11 protein-coding genes are annotated in these 19615 nt (G+C 44.9%); 2 read left to right on the top strand and 9 right to left on the bottom strand.

Features of this window, described 5'->3' with window-relative positions:
• Positions 1–148: 148 nt before the first annotated feature.
• Positions 149–2353, top strand: coding sequence for a sodium-translocating pyrophosphatase (locus BACCELL_RS06765; RefSeq protein ID WP_007210900.1), 2205 nt, complete (start codon positions 149–151; stop codon positions 2351–2353).
• Positions 2354–2433: 80 nt separating this feature from the next.
• Here the strand turns inward: BACCELL_RS06765 and BACCELL_RS06760 are convergent, their stop codons facing one another.
• From BACCELL_RS06760 to BACCELL_RS06730, 7 genes are all read right to left on the bottom strand, one after another.
• A complete protein-coding gene (locus tag BACCELL_RS06760) occupies positions 2434–4362 on the bottom strand; it encodes an MGH1-like glycoside hydrolase domain-containing protein (protein WP_044153452.1) in 1929 nt (642 codons plus the stop codon).
• Between the two features lie 54 nt (positions 4363–4416).
• Positions 4417–7569: a beta-galactosidase, LacZ type gene (lacZ, locus tag BACCELL_RS06755; RefSeq protein ID WP_007210897.1), complete on the bottom strand. Its 3153-nt coding sequence runs from the start codon at positions 7567–7569 to the stop codon at positions 4417–4419.
• A 107-nt stretch (positions 7570–7676) separates the two neighbouring features.
• The gene (locus tag BACCELL_RS06750) at positions 7677–8282 is read right to left on the bottom strand and encodes a LysO family transporter (RefSeq protein ID WP_007210896.1); all 606 of its coding nucleotides are present in this window, start codon (positions 8280–8282) and stop codon (positions 7677–7679) included.
• Positions 8279–8557: a LysO family transporter gene (locus BACCELL_RS06745; RefSeq protein WP_007210895.1), complete on the bottom strand. Its 279-nt coding sequence runs from the start codon at positions 8555–8557 to the stop codon at positions 8279–8281. The genes BACCELL_RS06750 and BACCELL_RS06745 overlap by 4 nt, the downstream gene beginning before the upstream one ends.
• A 108-nt stretch (positions 8558–8665) precedes the next feature.
• Complete coding sequence (locus tag BACCELL_RS06740; protein ID WP_007210894.1) at positions 8666–10216, bottom strand: RagB/SusD family nutrient uptake outer membrane protein; 1551 nt, start codon at positions 10214–10216, stop codon at positions 8666–8668.
• Positions 10217–10237: 21 nt separating this feature from the next.
• Positions 10238–13414 carry a SusC/RagA family TonB-linked outer membrane protein gene (locus BACCELL_RS06735; protein WP_044153450.1) on the bottom strand — a complete coding sequence of 1059 codons (3177 nt, stop codon included), beginning with the start codon at positions 13412–13414 and terminating at the stop codon, positions 10238–10240.
• Positions 13415–13627: 213 nt separating this feature from the next.
• On the bottom strand, positions 13628–15250 hold the full coding sequence (locus BACCELL_RS06730) for a tetratricopeptide repeat protein (protein WP_007210892.1): 1623 nt from the start codon (positions 15248–15250) through the stop codon (positions 13628–13630).
• A 96-nt stretch (positions 15251–15346) separates the two neighbouring features.
• On the opposite strand from BACCELL_RS06730, the gene BACCELL_RS06725 reads away from it, so the two are divergent.
• Positions 15347–15952: a ribonuclease HII gene (locus BACCELL_RS06725; protein WP_007210891.1), complete on the top strand. Its 606-nt coding sequence runs from the start codon at positions 15347–15349 to the stop codon at positions 15950–15952.
• On the opposite strand, the gene BACCELL_RS06720 is transcribed toward BACCELL_RS06725, so the two are convergent.
• Together BACCELL_RS06720 and BACCELL_RS06715 are read right to left on the bottom strand one after the other, a co-directional pair.
• The gene (locus tag BACCELL_RS06720) at positions 15953–17509 is read right to left on the bottom strand and encodes a PQQ-like beta-propeller repeat protein (protein WP_242577622.1); all 1557 of its coding nucleotides are present in this window, start codon (positions 17507–17509) and stop codon (positions 15953–15955) included. It lies immediately after the preceding gene.
• A 305-nt stretch (positions 17510–17814) separates the two neighbouring features.
• A complete protein-coding gene (locus tag BACCELL_RS06715; protein WP_044153664.1) occupies positions 17815–19374 on the bottom strand; it encodes an ATP-binding protein in 1560 nt (519 codons plus the stop codon).
• Positions 19375–19615: the final 241 nt, after the last annotated feature.

Genomic DNA, 19615 nt, shown 5'->3' with positions numbered 1-19615 from the left:
CTTATACTACAACATGGGTGCTCAATCGGGTACGGTTTTCGCCTGCAAATTTAATAGAATGAGTTGATTTTTCTTTTATTCCTTTGCTTATTTCGTTTCAAATCAATACTTTTAGACTTTCAATCAACCTTTTAATACGATTAACACCATGGACAGTTTGCTTTTCTGGCTGATTCCGGCCGCTTCCGTTTTAGCTCTCTGCTTTGCTTATTATTTCCATAAGCAAATGATGAAAGAGAGTGAGGGTACTCCGCAAATGATAAAGATTGCCGCCGCTGTGCGTAAAGGCGCGATGTCTTATCTGAAACAACAGTATAAGATAGTTGGCTGGGTATTTCTGGGACTTGTGATCCTTTTCGCTATTATGGCTTATGGTTTCGATGTACAGAATCGTTGGGTACCGATTGCTTTCCTGACGGGCGGTTTCTTCTCCGGCCTCTCCGGATTCCTCGGTATGAAGACGGCAACGTATGCTTCGGCACGCACAGCAAATGCTGCCCGTAGCTCACTGAATGCGGGATTGCGTGTTGCTTTCCGTAGCGGTGCGGTAATGGGACTGGTCGTAGTGGGTTTGGGCTTGCTCGATATTTCTTTCTGGTATCTGTTATTGAATGCGGTTATACCGGAAGATGTTTTGACTCCGACTCATAAACTCTGCATTATCACTACCACCATGCTTACTTTCGGAATGGGTGCTTCCACACAAGCGCTCTTTGCCCGTGTAGGTGGAGGTATTTATACGAAAGCTGCCGATGTAGGCGCTGACCTGGTAGGTAAGGTTGAGGCCGGTATTCCCGAAGATGACCCGCGTAATCCTGCAACGATTGCCGATAATGTAGGTGACAACGTAGGCGATGTAGCCGGTATGGGTGCAGACCTCTATGAAAGTTATTGTGGCTCTATCCTGGCAACTGCCGCTCTGGGTGCTGCTGCCTTTATTCATACGGGAGATACGGCCATGCAGTTCAAAGCTGTTATAGCTCCGATGCTGATTGCGGCCGTAGGTATTCTTCTTTCTATTATCGGTATATTCGCAGTACGTACCAAGGAGAATGCGAAGATGAAAGACCTGCTCGCTTCGTTGGCTTTCGGTACGAACCTGAGTTCAGTGCTGATTGTTGTGGCTACTTTCTTTATTCTTTGGTTATTGAAACTTGATAACTGGATGTGGATATCTTGTGCCGTTATAGTCGGTCTGGTAGTCGGCATCATCATCGGACGTTCTACGGAATATTATACCTCACAATCCTATCGTCCTACTCAGAAGTTGAGCGAAAGCGGAAAGACTGGCCCGGCAACGGTGATTATCTCCGGTATCGGTTTGGGTATGCTGTCTACTGCGATTCCTGTGATTGCTGTGGTAGTCGGTATTATTGCTTCCTACCTGTTTGCATCAGGGTTCGATTTCAATAATGTAGGTATGGGACTTTACGGTATCGGTATTGCTGCCGTAGGTATGCTTTCCACCCTGGGCATTACGCTTGCTACGGATGCTTATGGTCCTATTGCTGATAATGCGGGCGGAAACGCTGAAATGTCCGGTCTGGGTGCGGAAGTTCGTAAACGTACGGATGCTCTCGACTCTTTGGGAAATACTACTGCTGCTACCGGAAAGGGTTTTGCCATTGGTTCGGCTGCACTTACGGGACTTGCCCTGCTTGCTTCTTATATTGAAGAAATCCGTATCGGACTGACTCGTTTGGGAACTACTGATTTAACGCTTCCTCATGGTAACTCCGTGGCCCTTCAGGATGCCACTTTCTTCGATTTTATGCATCATTATGATGTGACATTGATGAATCCGAAGGTTCTTTCGGGTATGTTCCTGGGCAGTATGATGGCATTCCTTTTCTGCGGATTGACAATGAATGCTGTTGGCCGTGCTGCTGCTCACATGGTGGATGAAGTACGCCGCCAGTTCCGTGAAATCAAAGGTATACTTACCGGTGAGACAGAACCGGATTACGAGCGTTGTGTAGAGATTTCTACAAAAGGGGCACAGCGTGAAATGGTAGTTCCTTCGCTGATAGCCATTATTGCTCCGATTGCAACGGGACTTATCTTTGGCGTTCCCGGTGTGTTGGGGCTGCTGATCGGTGGATTGAGCAGCGGCTTCGTTCTTGCCATCTTTATGGCGAATGCCGGCGGTGCATGGGATAATGCAAAGAAATATGTGGAAGAAGGTAACTTTGGTGGTAAGGGTAGCGAAGTACATAAAGCTACTGTGGTAGGCGATACGGTAGGTGACCCGTTCAAAGATACTTCCGGTCCGAGTTTGAATATACTTATCAAGCTGATGAGTATGGTAGCTATCGTGATGGCGGGGCTGACGGTTGCGTGGAGCCTCTTCTAAGAAGCCTGTTTGTTATTCCCTCTAATAGAAACGCCCGTTTCCTTAATGAGAACGGGCGTTTCTATTAGAGGGAATGGGAATTACTTCCCGTAATCATCGTACATCATCAATAGATGGGATGAACTCCAGCTAAAGTGTGGCGCTTTCAATCGCTCTCCGGTGTGAGTGCCGTAGTTCTCGTGGATGGGCGCTCCTTCTTTCAGTCCGTTAAGGCGGTCGAATACCTGCAAGGTGTATTCATCAGCGAGCTTATGATAACCGTAGTTGCGGAGCCCGCGGATGGCAAAGTAAGTTTGATCTAGCCAGATAGGACCACGCCAGTAGCCGCGCGGGTTATACTTGGGATTATCTGCGGCAATGGTGGGGAAAGGAATATACGTTGAGAACTTTGCTGTATCCTGAAGCATGGGCAACATCTTGTCTACTTGTTCTTGCGTGGCAATCTGAGTCCACAACGGAGTATAGGCTTCGCATCCCGGTTCTTCAATAAATGAGCCGTCTTTCAGGCGGCGGTCAAAGAAGAAGTTGAGTTTGGGATCAAAGAAATAATCGGCTACTTTATTACTATAGTCGGGAGCATCGAATGGGACATTCAGTAATCCGGCAAACTTCTTTAGTAACTTACATTCCAGTGCCAGGTAGGCGTTCAGGTCTACACTTTCCTGGTCCATACTCCAGGCATCCTCGCCTCCGTCGTTTTTCAGCATCATGGCGTCGTCAAAACGAATGGCATTGTCCATTCCGCTTTCCCAGGCGGCTGCTTCCAGAGTACCGTCAGTGGCACCGTATTCGCACATACCATTATGATTATGGTCGCGTTTCTGATACCACCACTTATAATAAGAAAGCAGTTGCGGATACATCTCGGAAACGAAAGCCGTGTCGCCTGTATGCGTGAAAATCTCGTCTACAGCCCAACATACCAGAGGCGGTTTGCTGTCACGGGCATTGTTTTCGGATGGATCAGTGTAGATACAGTCGATTACCATGCCGTCCGGTTGCTGATAATCGAACATGGCGCGGATGTTATTCTTTGCCAGTTCAGGATCGAACTTAGCAGTCCCCGCACTGAAACGCCAGGTATCCCATGCCCAGAAACCTACAAAGTAGCCAACTGCATGGCTTGGGACAATACCCTCGTGCAACAGGCCACCGCGGTGGGTGCGCCAGTTGGAGATAAGAGTGGTTACGGCTTTCACGGCGATGCGGTCGTATTCGGGTTTCATGTCGGTACGCAGTATCTTCGTCAGGTATCCTTCCCAACGTTCGGCATTGGCTTGCAATGCTTTCTCGGGATTATTGAGCAGGTTGGGGAGGTTCTGTAATCCGACTGTCATTTCCTTTTCGGAGGTGAAGAAGGAAATGGCTACATTTACGGGATACTTAGAGGTGTGGATAAGGGCGGTGTAATTGTTATCCGTTCCGGTAAGTTTCACATCGGGAGGGAACGTTACAGTTACGCTTTCTCCACTGGGATGGCGGGCTATTACAGAGTTCTGCTCTACGCTTACGGTTATATTCTTTCCCCATTGGCTGCCGGTCAGCATCAGTTCTTCCGCTTTGTCGGCTTCTATACGGAGCAATGCGGTGGAGGCACTTACGAAGTTAAGCCGCTGGGTGATAGTTCCGTTGCCGGAATGGGCGGACATATACAGTTCTCCGGGATAGTAACAGGTGGAGTCAGGCACAAAGGTATCCGAGACTTTCTGACTAAAACCTACTGTAACAGCGGATTGAGCCATCCACTGGCGGCGGAACATATCCAGACTGAATGGGCCGCAGAAACCGTTTACCCAATTCTCTTTCTCGGGAAGAGTGAAACCCATCCACGAGCCGGCATCTGTGAACCAGCCGTAGCAGCGGTGCAAGGTATCGGGAGTGTAGGCGATATCCAGTATATTATTGAATGTATACCGCTTTTCCGCAGTGTTTTTGTTGCCGGGAGTGCAGGCGGTGATGCCTGTAACCAGCAGAGTAATACAAATAATGTGTATAAACTTATGTCGCATGATCTAATTTATAATTAATGATTTCTTTTTAGATGATAAATTATCATTTATCTCTCAGAACCAACATTTATGAGCCTGTTCCGCTGCATCATCCTTTGCTCCGAGCGGTTGCAGTGTGAAACTGTATTTCCACTCGTGTGGCGTGATAGTGTATTCGGGATGTACCTGTGCTCCCCAGGTATTGTCACCACCCACACCCATCTGCTGATGATCGATGTTTAGCCAAATTATATCCTTTTTCAGGATACTTCCTCCATGACGGCGTTCTACCTGCGAGGGACGATATTCAATGTCCTCCATCGGGAAGTTCCAGGCACTTACGCTCAGAGGATCTTCTCCCGTAACCAGTAAACCTTCTCCGGCAACATTGCGCAGGGCAACCCAACGCACATCACAGTGATTGGCCGTTTCCTGAGCACGTACATACGGATGAAATTGTTCCCAAACCGTAGCATTATACAGGCCTATCAATGCTCCTGTCTTCCGGTCTGCATAGTTTTCTTGCGGACCGCGTCCCAGCCAGGACATCATTTCATATTCTGCCGGAAGTATCATGCGCATACCCAGACGAGGCATTTCATTCAGCGCCTGTTTGCCCGGGGTGAAGTGCATGCTCACCCGGACGGCACCGTCAGGATGAATATCATAGATTGTTTGCAATGTAGAGCCTTGTGCCTCCATCTTATAAGTAGCCGTTACAATGACAATCTGCTGTTTCTCCGTAACTTCCAGATTCTCTAGTTTGGCATCCTTTCCGGCAGTCTTCCAGGTGGCGCAGCGATTGAGATGTCCATTAGGAATATCGTTGTCCGTCAACGGACGCCAGAAGTTGGGTTGTAATCCCTCTTTAATCAGATTCTTTCCATGGTAGATCAGTTCTGTCATCTCACCGTTTTGGGTAGAGAAGGTTATCTGGAAGTTATTTCCTTTCAGTGTGATCGCTTCATTATTCCGGTCTGTTGCCAACGTACTGTTGGCGGGCTGAACCTTTCCGGTGATTTGAGTCGTGGGGAGTATCCATTGCTCGATGGCCACTTCATGTCCTTTCGGTATCAGCGGAGCTTCATGCTTGGTGAATGCGCGCAGAGTCAGGAAATATTCCTTACCGTCGGCAGGCAATGCTTTCAAGGGTAATTCTATATTGGCAGAACTTCCCGGAGTGATTACGGGGAAGTCCATTTCACCTCCTTGTACCGCTTTTCCGTCGCACTCTACTGCCCAACGCAGGGTATATCCTTCCAAACCGATGAAATCATGCCGATTGCTGACTTTTATCTTGTTCGGAGTAAAAGCTACCGGTTCGAAGTGAATGTATTGCAATACTTTCTTCACCTCATAGATGTGCGGATGGAGAGAACGGTCGGCAGCTACCAGTCCGTTGGCACAGAAGTTAGAGTCGTTGACGATGCCTACAAAGCCCATGTCGCCTCCGAATGCCCAGATATCACGGTTGTTTTTATCTTTGATGGCGAATGTCTGGTCTACCCAGTCCCAGATAAATCCGCCTTGTAGCTGGTCATATTTATAAATCAAATCCCAGTAATCCTGGAAGTTTCCTACGCTGTTACCCATTGCATGGGCGTACTCACACATAATCAAGGGGCGTTTGTCACGCTGATTGATGTGGCGGCGCAGTGACCAGATACGTGCATACATCGGACAGTAAATGTCGCTTTTTGCATCGTAGCCGCCTCCTTCGTATTGTACCGGACGGGTAGGATCTATTTTCTTAGTATAATCGTACAGCGTTTCAAAATGTTTGCCATACCCGGATTCATTACCCATGGACCAGGTGACGATGGCTGAGTAGTTACGGTCGCGTGCTATCATGCGGCTCATGCGCTCCATGAAGTGGAGTTCCCAGTCCGGATAATTAGCCAGCGTGCCATCCTTGTGATCCATCATGCCATGACTTTCGATATTGGCTTCATCCACCATGTACAGACCGAATTCGGTGCAAAGCTCGTACCAGGCAGAGTAGTTCGGATAGTGACAGTTGCGTACACCGTTCAGATTAAACTGTTTCATCAACTGAATATCATGTATCATGGAAGCGACACTGATAGTGCGCCCTTTGTGTGGATCGTGCTCGTGACGGTTTACTCCTTTAAACAGTACTGCTTTCCCGTTGATCATCTGCATTCCGTTGCGCATCTCTACCGTGCGGAAACCAAAAAGGTGAGTGAAAGATTCCAGCGGTTTTCCCTGGGCGTCGAAGGTGCTGACTACTAATGTGTAAGTATTTGGCGTTTCAGCATTCCATACACGTATATTCGGGAAAATCTCCTGTTGGCTGAACAGAGTATCAGTGATGGAAGTGATGGACTTCTTCCGGTTGTAAATTTCCTTGCCTTTATCCAATACCTTGACTTCAACGGTTTCTCCGACTTTCGGTTGGTGAAGTAATACATCGAGGTTTAGTTCCCCATCTTTGTAATCATTGACTAACTCGGCAGTCATCCGGAAGTCACGGACACGGCTTTGCGGACGGGCATAGAGATATACATCCCGCTCAATGCCACTGTATTTCCAGTAGTCTTGCCCTTCAAGATAGGAGCCGTCGCTGTAACGGAATACTTTCACGGCAAGTTTATTACTGCCTTTTTTCAACAGCTTCGTAACGTTGAAGTGAGACGGTAGACGGCTGTCTTCGGCATATCCGGCAAGCTCACCGTTCACCCATACATAATAAGCGGATTCCACTCCTTCGAAGTCAAGGAAGATATCCATACCTTCCCAACCATTCGGGACGGTAAACTCACGGATGTAAGCTCCTACCGGATTGTAATCGGTGGGCACATACGGAGGATTGGCGGGAAATGGATAGCGGGTATCCGTATAGATAGGAGCATCGAATCCTTGTAGTTCCCAACTTCCGGGAACTTGTATTTTGCTCCACTTCCGGGTATTGTATCCGGGTTTATGGAAATCCTTTGGACAAAGATCGTTATTCTTTGAAAACAGGAATTCCCAGGTTCCATCCAGAGAAACTCGTCTTTCTGTCGCAGGATTCACATCGAAACGCACATCGGCGGGGAGAGAGCGTTGTTTCAAAGCGTTGGCTTCATTCGTAAATGGGATGAAGTGCGCATACATCGGCTCTCTGTTTATCTCGTTGATTTGTGGGTTCTGCCAAGGTTCGTTATCAGCCAGGGCAGAAACACAAAGCAATGAGGAAAAGAGTAAAGTATAAATTTTGGCTTTCATGATAATTTGCTTTAAGTTCTGAAATGAAAATTAAAATCCGCATTTGTCCGCTTCGTCTGTGTCGTCCGCGTACCAATTCGCTTCTAAGCTGTCATTTCAAAACAGTATTAAATAGAACAAAACAGTGTCACAAGGAACGGAACGCTGAAATCCACTACAAATCCGTGGAAGATGGAGACAACTACAAATTGTTGTCCGGCCGTTCGTGTAATGATGGGCAGTGTGGTGTCCATCGTAGTTGCCCCTCCGGCAGAGATAGGGGCGAGGTTGCCGAACCAACGCACCAGTAATGGTGCAGCCAGCAGGGTCAGAATCTCACGGCTGATGTTGGCGAGCAGGGCAATTGTTCCTAATTCAGCTCCTTTATATTCGGTAATGAAGATACTGGAGAGTGAATAGTAACCGAAGCCCGAACCTACAGCCAGGCAATCTGTCAGGGAACGGTGTGTCAGTATCAGGCTGACTGCGGCAGAACCTGCCAACGTGCCCAGAATGGTCATGATAGGCAGGAATATCAACCGTGGATTGAGTGAACGAAAATTTTTCAACGTTTGCGGGTCATTGCCTACACTTAGCCCTACACTGAACATCAGTGCGCAAAGTGCATAAAAGCTGACTTTACTATCTACTACGATGTCGATAGGTATCAGGTGAAAGACTCCGCAAAGTGTCCCCAGCACAAAAAAGCCGACTATGATAAGACTTCCTTTCATGCTTGTCCTCCTTTCCGTTTGTATAAGGCCCTCCACAGTGCCCAAGCGGCAATCACACTTCCCAGAGTTCCACCTATGGTGAGTATGATGGCTTCAAGGCCAATGGTGTGCAGTCCTTTGATAATTTGCTCGTTTCCTCCCACTTCAATGCCGAGAATGAAGAGCAGCACCCAGATCAGCACTGTGATCACCTTATGTATTTTACTTAAATTCCGTTTCCGTAAGAGGTAGCCCAGCAGCATTCCTGTGAGCATCAGTCCGATAATTGTAAACATATCTATGTCGTTTTTGAGGGCAAAGATAATTCATTTGAATATAACGAGGCGGTATCACTGTAGGTAAATACCGTCTCGTTAGGATGTCATATTGAGTGAAGAGAGAATTTATTTGTTAATTTGGTCGTTCGAATTGATTTCAGTCAACGGAATAGGGTAGAACGAATTCTTCTCTACATTAAAGCCGGCGCGTCCTGCATCTGCCAAGGCTGACGCTAATTTGCCCCAACGGCGTAAATCATACCAGCGCCAGTTTTCCAGCGGGAATTCAATCATACGTTCATGTTCTATTTGCTCACGTACCTCTTGTTGTGAAGTCCCTTTCATGGCAGGCATGTCTCCATGTACATTTCTGATTTCATTAATCAGCGGAATGGCTTGCTCGGGATGGCCTTGCTCGTTCAATACTTCCGCCTTCATTAACAATACATTGGCATAACGCATCAAAGGAATGTTGATGGCACAATAATTATTGTATAAGCCATCATAGTCGGTGGGCATAAACTTGCGGAAGGAAGGCCGATTGTAACTTGTACCGGGAATAGGGTTATTCTTATCATCGAAACTACAGAACCAGTTGTCATAATCGCCCCCGTAAACACGCCCGCTTCCATCATTGAAATAATCACATTGGAAGAATACACTCTCATACAAGCGTGAGTCATAGCGTCCGGTTGTGGCAATCTCACCTTCTTTCATGTACGCTTCCATCAATACATTACTCGGAAGAATCTCATCCCATCCCCAAAGTTCGGATGTACCTATCCAACGGTGGAGTTGAGTGCGATAATTAGCACCATTGGCACTACTCATGGAAGTCTGCAACTCAAAGATAGATTCTTTGCTGTTTTTGTTGCTGGCGTCAAACATACTTGAAAACTTCTTTACCAGTTCGTAGCCTTTGACATTGTTTAGTGCTGTAAGTGCCTCATTCAGATATTCTGTCTTCTTGTCAGATTCTTCGTAAGCGCGTGTCAGATAGGCAAAACCTAAATAGGCATTGGCTGCCCCACTGGTGGCTCGACCGATGTTGTCGTTGTCATAAGAAGAAGGGAGAGCAGTGGCTCGCTTTAAATCTTCTATAATAAAATCCCAGGCATCGGGACGCGGTGAAAGTCCTTTGCTTAATTCTGCCTGACTGGTGATATACTTGTCACGGATGATAATTTCTTTCCAATTCAAAAGCAATTTAAGGTGATAGTAAGCGCGAAGAAAATAACCTTCGTTTATAATTTGCGTGCGGACAGTAGGGTCGATAGTTCCTTCTTCCATCTCTGTCACTTTCTCTATTACCTGATTGGCAAAGCTGGCTCCTTTGTAGTTGTTCCACCAATAATTGCTGAACTGTGAGTTACCGTTTGTATAAGTGAAATTGTAGAGTTCGAGCCAGTTGGGATAGTTACGTGCATCGTTACCCATATTGATAATGTCTTCACGGTAAGCTTCCACCGGCCATTTAACTTCGGCAAATTCCCAGGTGTCAATGTAGTATTCTAATTGCGAATATGCAGCCGATATTCCGGCTTGTGCATCACTTTCGTTACGCCAGAAACTTCCCGAAGTCAACTGGTCGGGAGATTCCAAGGTTAGATAATCATCACAAGAGTTCACAAAGAGCGATGCAAAACAAAGGCTGGCTATATATATTACTTTTTTCATGTTTATACAATGTTAAATGAGTTAGAAAGTAAGTTGGGCACCCAAAGTGAATGAACGGGTAAACGGATAAATCAGTTTATCAATACCGGTGTTCAATACACTTACACGTGAGAATTCGGGGTCGATGCCGTCGTATCCGGTGATTGTGAAGAGGTTTTCACCACTTACATAAAAACGCAATCTCTCGATGAATACTTTTTGCATTATTTTTTTCGGTAGGGTATAACCTAATTGTAATTGACGGAGGCGGACAAAGTCACCTTTCTCAATGAAGCGGTCAGACTCCTTCAAGTTACCGTTCGGGTCGTTGAAGATGGCGCGAGGTATGTTTGTATTGGTATTTTGAGGTGTCCAGGCATTCAAGGATGATGTGAGGAAGTTGGAACCGGAGTTCATTCCTTCATAGAAGTACTTGTTACCATTATAAATCTTGTGTCCCCATGCACTACCCAATACAACAGAAAGGTCGAAGCCTTTATAGCCGGCAGAGAAATTCAGGTTAACTTCCAGTGTAGGTATACCCGATCCACAATAGACCTTATCGTCGTCGTCAATAGAGCCGTCGCCATTTACATCTACAAAGCGGATATCACCGGCATCGGCGAAAGGCTGATACTCGTCTCCATCTGCATTTACATATTGGCGGGCTTCTTCATTGCTTTGGAACAAACCGTTGGTCTTATAAAGATAGAATGCACCGATAGGTTTGCCAACGCGCGTCTGGGTTGGGAAGTGTTCGGTTCCATATTTCAAACCTTCACCGTAAAGAACCTGTCCTTTGTCTGCCAGTTCTACAACTTTATTTTTGGTTGTACTGAAATTCATACCGATGTTATAATCGAAACCACCTTTTGAGTCAGCCCAGTTTATCTCAACTTCAACACCGGAGTTGCGGATTTTACCCACATTCAGGATTGGGTTGTTCAAGCCGGCAGAAGGTGGAAGTGCTTTCGTAATCAAGAGTTCTTCGGTTTGATTGTAATAGTAGTTCATAGCACCGGTCAGTTTGTTGTTGAAGAAACCGAAGTCAAGACCAATATTCTTAGTATCTGTAGTTTCCCATTTCAACGAACGATTCTCCAGCCCGCGGGCAATACTTCCTGCCCATGCATTATCACCGTTACCTTTTACATATCCCTGGTATTTGGTGTTATAAGTAGAAATTAGAGCGAGGAAGTCATAATATCCCAAGGCATTTTCGTTACCCAGACGTCCCCAGCTGGCACGCAATTTCAAATTGTTCAGCGCAATACCTTTTGGGAAAAATTCTTCTTCACTGATTCTCCAGCCCACAGCTATTGATGGGAAGACCCCCCAACGGTTGTCAGCACCAAACTTGGAAGAACCGTCGGAACGTACAGTTGCCTGAATCAGATAACGATCGTTATAGTTATAATTTACGCGACCGAAGAAGGATACGCGTCTGTAATCCCATTTAGTTCCGTCACCGTCGTAAGTACCACCTGCACCTGCGCCGATTGTAGAGAAGCCCGGATCGAGGAAACCTCCTGGTTGTTCACCGATTACCAATTGCCCGTCCTCTACCTTATAAGTTGTTGATTTACCTTCTACGCCTACAGAATTCCATGTATATTTGCGAGCCATGGTTGAAGTACCGGCTACGGCATTGACAGAATGTTTGCCGAATGCTTTGTTGAAACTCAGTACATTCTCCCATACATGTTCTTCCCAGTAAGCGGTGGTTTCGCTATGATACGGATAGTCTCGCTTGGCTTTTACGTCGGAAATGTAAGCCGGTGTATGGTAAGTTTGGCGTTGATGCTCTCCACGGTAAGCATAACTTGTTTTGAAACTCAACCATTTAGTGAAGTTGGCAGTTAAAGCTACGTTGGCGGTGGTATGATACTTCTTATCTGTAGATTTCTCGTAGTGCTGGTCGGCCATAACATTACGATTGTTGGGCAGGTTATCGAAGTTTGTCAGACCGAAGCCATATTCTTCATTTTCATTGTAGATAGGTACCAGCGGAGAAATCATATACATTTCTTTCAGCTGATATTCGGGCTGTTTGCTATCTGTGAATTTGAAAGCCATGTTGGCGTCAATATCAAAGATATATTTGCTCATGTGCAGTTTTAGGCGTGCATTATCCTGACGGTAATCATTGCCAAGGAAAATACCTTTGTCATCAGCGTGATTGTATGAAACGGAATATTGGGCATTTTCGCTACCACCTCTTACACTGAACATATAGTTCTGTGAAAGACCGGTACGCATCATTGCATCCTGCCAGTCAGTGTCGATGCCGGTATTCTTGGTCATGTAAGGTTCCAGTTCCAATATCTGTTTTTCCCATGCACCGTTACCTTTCGGGTCGTATTGCGACTTATGATTTATTACATGAGCGTTCCAGTTCTCATACATTTGTGTATGTACTTTCTTATATTGTTCTGCATTCAGCAAGTCGAGTTTTTTCGCTACATTTGTCATACTTACGTATGCACTGAAATCTATTTTTGTTTCGCCTTTCTTACCATTTTTAGTAGTTACGATAATTACACCATTGGCAGCAACCGAACCGTATATGGCAGCGGCAGCACCATCCTTCAGTACTTCCATAGCTTGAATATCCTGCGGGTTAACAGCATTTATATCACCCGGGAAACCATCGATGATATAAAGAGGTTCGTTATCTCCGAAAGTCTTTACGCCACGAATTTTTACTTGTACGCCGGCACCGGCGTTACCACCTGCTTTCATAATGTTTACACCGGCGATTTTACCTTGCAGCGCTTCGGCGGGGTTAGTGGTGGTACGTTTGGATAGTTCTTCGACGTCAACAGATGAAATGGCACCTGTCATATCACTTTTCTTCATGGTACCATAACCGATGACTACTACTTCTTCCAACATTTCAGTATCTTCTCTCAATACTACCTTAATGTTTTTTGCACCGTTAAGAGGAATTTCCTGAGTAGTGTATCCTACGTAAGAAATAACGATAATTGCCTTAGGGGAAACGTTTAGTGAGAAGTTACCGTCTATATTGGTAATCACTCCGTTAGTAGTACCTTTTTCAAGTACACTTGCACCGATAACAGTTTCACCTGTTGTATCGGTTACTGTACCTGTCAGTTGAATGTTCTGTGCTAAAGAACTTAGTGGAATTAGGAAAGCAAAGAGTAAGGCTAACTTGACTACTCTCTTCATGGAACAATTCTTAATAATTCTACCCATGTGTGTGGTTTTTTAAGGTTAATAAAATGTGTTTCACACCACAAATAAGAATGTTATTTATCAAAGTTCACAATCTGGGGGTTCTATAATTAATCTACAAAAGGGCTTTTTAGAGGAAATATTTGTACTACAATGGAATTCTTAATTGTTTGATATATAGTGATATAATTCTGGGATTATATCTACAAAATGCTATTGTGTGTAAGGATGAGGTTAAACACTTTGCAAATATGTAGTTAAGTCTTCTTCTGTGGATAAGTTGAGTGATTTGCGCAACCGGTAACGGTTCATGTTGATGGTTTTGGGAGTGCTTCCAGTAATCATTGAGATTTCTTTTGTAGAGAGATTCACCCGTAATAAAGTTGCGAGATATTTTTCGCCTTGTGTGAGGTTGGGGTGTTGCTTTACGAGTTTTTCGATAAACTCTTTATTTTTCTCCTCAACACTCAGCAGCAATGTATTATTGGTCTTATCTCCGCTTTGGTATTGGCTGATAAAAGCATTCACCTTCTTTAAGTGGGGAACCAGTGCTTGATTATCCATTCTATACCCTTCCTTAATCATCTCACGTATTTTGCCCAGCAACTCGTTACGGCTTCTCAGAAATACGGCAAAGCTGGTTACTTCTTGTTGACTGTTGTCTAAGGCACTCTGTACATTTTGCAGTTCCAATTCCTGTTGGTGCAGTTTCAATTCGGATATTTCCCGTTGTGACAGTTCCAGTTGATATCGGGCTTCTATTAGTTGAAGTCCTTTTCTGCGTTTATACCATTTATATAAGAATATACTGAAGGCTAAACCAAGAATAAGTATACTGCCCAAAAGCCATAGGTTGCGCTTTAGTAGTTCTATCTTATAAGTTTGCTCCTGCATTTCGGTAGCATATTTCTGATCCTGATATCTTTTATAAGAGATTTCCTGTTCAATGTTGCGCAACTTGTTGCTACTTTGCAGCTCTTTGCTCAAGGCATACATTTGACTGAGCCGTTTATAGGCCTGGTCATAATCACCTATGGCGGCATATACCCAGGACGAATATTCATAATAATCACAAATCAATTCCTTGGCGCCGATATTATGGGCATATTCATAGGCTTTCTGCAAAGCTTCCAAAGCTTTGGAGTATTGCTCGCCGAAGTAATATTGCTTGCCCATATTGTTGTAGTTCTCTCCCAATGACCATTGTGCATCCAGATTCTTGTTGATGGCTATGGCTTCCTGAATAAAGGACAGTTTCTTTTCCGTATCTCCTTGATATAGACATAGATTGTTCAGATTGGTAGCAATCTCTTTTAAGTTCCTTTGGGCACGATTGATAGTCAAGGCCCGTTGAAGAAATCTTTCTGCTACCAGAAATTCATCAAGCAGATAATGCATGACTCCACGCTCATTATAACATCCGGCCACTGAAGCTGAATCTCCTAAAGACTTGAAAATAGAGGTTGCCTTATCGTTTAGTTCTATCCCTTTGTTATAATCGCCCAACTTACTATATACACGTCCCATGAGTGAATAAAGCTGAGCTGTTTGCCGTTTGTTTGCGGGATTGATATATCTCTGTGTATCGTATAAATTCTTGATACTCAAATCGAAGTTGCCCAGCAGTTGTTCTGCTTGGCAATAGAGTATCATAGCTTGTGCACGGGTTTCATTGGGTTCGTCTTCGGGAAATAAGGCAGCTGCCTGAGCTGCATAGTATGATGCCTGCTTGGGATTGCTGAACAGGGCTTTTTGAGCTTGTTCTAATAAGGTCTGGGCTTGTTTGCTGTCTTGAGCCTGTAAGGGGATCGTGGTTAATAGGGAAACTGCAAATATTAGATACAGTACTTGCTTCATAGTATATTTGTTGTTTCTGCAAATGTAATTATTTTCCTTTAAAAGTCAGGTTTGCTTTCAAAAAGATTTATCTTTGTGCCTCTAAATTAATGCTGTATGCTATTGCCTTATTTGAATAAAGATCTGATTGAAGCCGGTTGCGATGAGGCCGGACGTGGTTGCCTGGCAGGAGCTGTATATGCTGCTGCCGTGATTCTTCCCAAAGATTTCAAGAACGAACTACTGAATGATTCCAAACAGTTGACGGAACATCAGCGCTATGCTTTGCGTGAAGTGATTGAGAAAGAAGCACTGGCATGGGCGGTTGGCATTGTATCTCCCGAAGAGATTGATAAGATTAACATACTGAACGCTTCTTTCCTCGCCATGCATCGTGCCGTAGATCAATTAAAGATGCGTCCGCAGCATCTGCTTATAGATGGCAACCGCTTCAAGAAATATCAGGATCTTCCGCATACCACGGTGATTAAAGGCGACGGTAAATACCTTTCCATTGCGGCGGCTTCTGTGCTTGCCAAAACCTATCGTGATGATTATATGAACCGCCTTCACGAAGAATTTCCATATTATGATTGGGACCATAACAAAGGATACCCCACGAAGAAACATCGTGCGGCCATCTCCGAACGTGGAACTACGCCTTATCACCGCATGACATTCAATCTATTGGGTGACGGGCAGTTAGCACTTGATTTCAAGTGATTATTCTATCGCTTCATCCAGATCGATAAACAGGAATTGGTTTTCATTGTTAAGTAGCAGCAGCTTATTACCAATCACCCGCCCTTTTTTGAACTCCGTATCAAGATGGGCTACAGGCATTCCCATTTCGTGAATGAACCAATAGTCTCCACGATTGCCGATACATAAATAATCTTTTAGTTGGATACTGGGGCTGTAAATCCGCTCCCGTTCATAGGTATTCCTGATGTTCAAATCCTTGTCTACTTCATAGATAACTCCTTGATCATTATATACCAGGCAATGTTCTCCATCGAAAGCGAGCGACTTGAAAGCGGTTGTATCTTTGTTGGCTGCATAGAATGTACCGGGCAGCATCGCTTCCAGCTTTCCGTATTGCTTGGTATCCCAAGGTACAATATTTACGATGGAATCCGTCAGCTCCTGATAAGCCATTCCGTCATCAAACAGCATGTAGAGTGCGTCATCAGTTCGCAGGGCATCTTCAATCATATCTTTCTTTACGCTTAGTTGGTTGAAGAAGATTTCTTCTCCGTTTAGCAAGTTATAACAGGCTATAAATGGGCGTCCATATTTCTTGCGGCTTGCTCCTTCGCGTAATCCGTAGCCGTAATTCAGCATGAATAACTTATCATCTTGCACGAAAAGTTTAGAGCAGGAAGCTTTCACATCAGGAAACTCTGTTTGCCACACTACGTTGAAAGCCGTGTCCATACAGGAGATGTGTTGACGGTCTGCCCAGTAATAAAGTGAATCCTGAGACAGTATATTGGAAGTCAACCCCGTGATTGTATTATTGGCAATGGGAACATAGCTGTAATAATAGGCACCACCGGTTGCTACGCCACCGGCTACTCCGACTGCTACAGCGGCTAATCCTTGCAACAATGCCGCTTTTGTATCATGAGCTCCCGGTTTGCCCGGATAGGTCAGTAACTCTCCGGTCATGAAATCCAGCTTATGCAATGCATCCGCTACAATCAGGCGTTTATTTTGTTCCAGATCAAGAACTTCGTTCCAACCGTATTGATGAGGTATTTTGTTTTCCCACAGATCGTTACCGAATTTCAAGTTGACAGCGCGGAGTTTGTTGGAGGTAGGGGAGTTATAACCTAAGACCAATCCCAATGAATCGTCCACATATACCGGAAATAAACTGGCTTCCCATCTCTTCGCTCCTGTTTCTCTACTGAGCAATGATATCTTGCTGCCGATTTCAGTTATCAAGACCCCTTCCGAAAGACAAGTTATCCGTGATTTGCTGAAGTCAATCGGCTGTTTCCATAGGAGCTGACTGCTCTTTGTGTCATAGAAACCTATTTCTCCTTTATTCTTCAGATACTTACCGCTTTTAGTGGTTTCCCTGAAACTGACGCAGAGATAATCGCCTTTATCACTCATGGAGAAAGTTTCCACCCGCTGCGGAAAAGTGTAGCACTGTGCTTTTAAGTCCGTTCCGTCCGCTTTTTTTCCTACAACGATGGTTTCGGATTGAGCATAAGAGATTGATGCCATGAGGAGCAGGCATACAAGCATTAGATTTCTGTGTATTTTCATGTTCATTGACCTATTTGGCGCAAACATACGTATTATTTGCGAATTTTTCAGGTCGAAGGGATAGAATATGTGTAATTGTCTTGAGAATCTCTCAAGTAACACTGCCCACGTTCTTTTTTTGAGTGTGATTTAAGTTGTCGTTTTTTCGGTGTTCTTAAACAGTTTCAGTGCCTTCAGCTTCCGCAACCTCCTTGTTTACCGGCCTTTCAGCTGAAAGAGTGTTCTGAAGGGACATTTTCAGCTTTCAGCCATCGTAAGTGTCTCCCCTACATTATTCATGGTAGGAGTTAAAGGAGTTATTCAGGCTACGATATAATCCAGTCTTCCAGCGTATGTCGTTTGCTGTCGAAGTTTATTGCCACTTTCACTATCGGTAGTCCGCATAAGGCAAAGCGTTCCGGATAGTTTTTCAGGTCAATTTGCTGCATGGCGATGTCCGCTGTTTTATTCAGTTTCAGTTCTATGACGTAGAGTATGGATGGAGTGCGCATCACCATGTCCACACGACCGTCGGGAGTACGTACTTCCACATCTACATACATTCCCAGCAGACTGAAAATGGTGTAGAGCAATGACTGGTAATGACCTTCGTAGTCGGTATTGTCGCATTGCGGAATGGTGGAGAGGAATGTCTGCAACAAGCGCAAGGCGTCGTCTATTCTTTCTTCGGTAATTGCTTTAAAAAGAAGTGCCACTGTAGTGAAGCCTTCGGCGGTATATTGGTTTAAATAGCCGGACAATAAGCTCTTCATCAATCCTATGCGGACTTCTTTGTTAGGGATATCGAGCGTATAAAGACCGGTGAATGAATCCTGATTTTTTATCGTTACATAACCACTTTGATAGAGCAATGGATTGATGTCGGTCATCCGCTCGGTAGGGGCGTCGAACGATTCGGCCAATACTTTCCGTCCTCCAATCTGCTGGGGCTTTACATGGAACTTGTTTAGCATTTCTATCAGGTAGGTAGGGGTGCCGCTGCCAAACCAGTAGGAGCCGATTTTACCTTTGGCCATGGCGGTGAGCAGGCTGAAAGGATTATAAATATCCGGAGAAGGCCAGGTGAAATGATAACCGTCATAATTATCCTTCAGCAGTGCGATGACCTCGTCGCGGCTCGTCTTCATTCTTTCCGCCATCCTATTCAAATCACCCGACATCTGCGTCAGCAGTTCTTCTTCCGTAATGCCGCAAATGGCCGCATAGGGCTCGTCCATGCTGATATTTTCGATATTGTTCAGTTCGCTGAAGATGCTTAGCTGAGAGAATTTTGTGATGCCGGTCAGGAACACGTAGCGCAAATAGGGGTCGCATGCTTTTAGGGGGCTGTAAAAGTTTCGCATAACGTTTCGCAGCACAGGCATATTCTTTTCTTCGTGAACCACGTCGAGAAGCGGTGCATCATACTCATCAATGAGAACAATCACCTGTTGCCCGGTCTGGGTGTAAGCCCGTTCTATCAAGCCTTGCAAGCGTTGGTTGATTTCTATGTCACCTTCTCCGCGGCCATATATCTTTTCATATCCCAGAAGTTTTCTTTCCAATTCGCTGACAAGCTGGTTCCTGTCCGCATGCTTTGCCGTACTCATATCGAAGTGTAGCACCGGGTATGCCGTCCATTCTTTCTCCAGTTTTTCAATCGCAAGGTTCTCAAACAACTCTTTCTTCCCTTCAAAATAACTGTGCAGGGTGGAGACGAGCAATGACTTGCCGAAACGTCTCGGACGAGTCAGGAACATGTATTTTGATGCGGAATGCGTCATGTGGTAGACGTATGCCGTTTTGTCGATATACAAATATCTCTTTGTCCTTATTTCGGAAAAGGTCTGTATACCTATCGGATAAAGTCTCTGTATCTGTTCCATATAGTCTTTGAAGTTTGCTTTGATCACAAAGTTACTACATTCTGTTATAAATCACTCTATTTCGCGCTAAAAATATAGAAACTGAACTGCTTTTAGTGACTTATGCGAATCAAGAGTTAGAAGGAGTTACCGCTTCGCATATATATGATTAAGATAGCTTCGAGGAGTATCTACGGGCAGATCTCCCTTTCTTTGCGATCTTCGCGTGCTTGTTTACTGATGACCGACTGGAGTTGTTCAA

The organism is Bacteroides cellulosilyticus DSM 14838 (genome assembly GCF_000158035.1).
Lineage (GTDB): Bacteria > Bacteroidota > Bacteroidia > Bacteroidales > Bacteroidaceae > Bacteroides > Bacteroides cellulosilyticus.
This window is presented reverse-complemented; position numbering and strand designations above follow the sequence as displayed.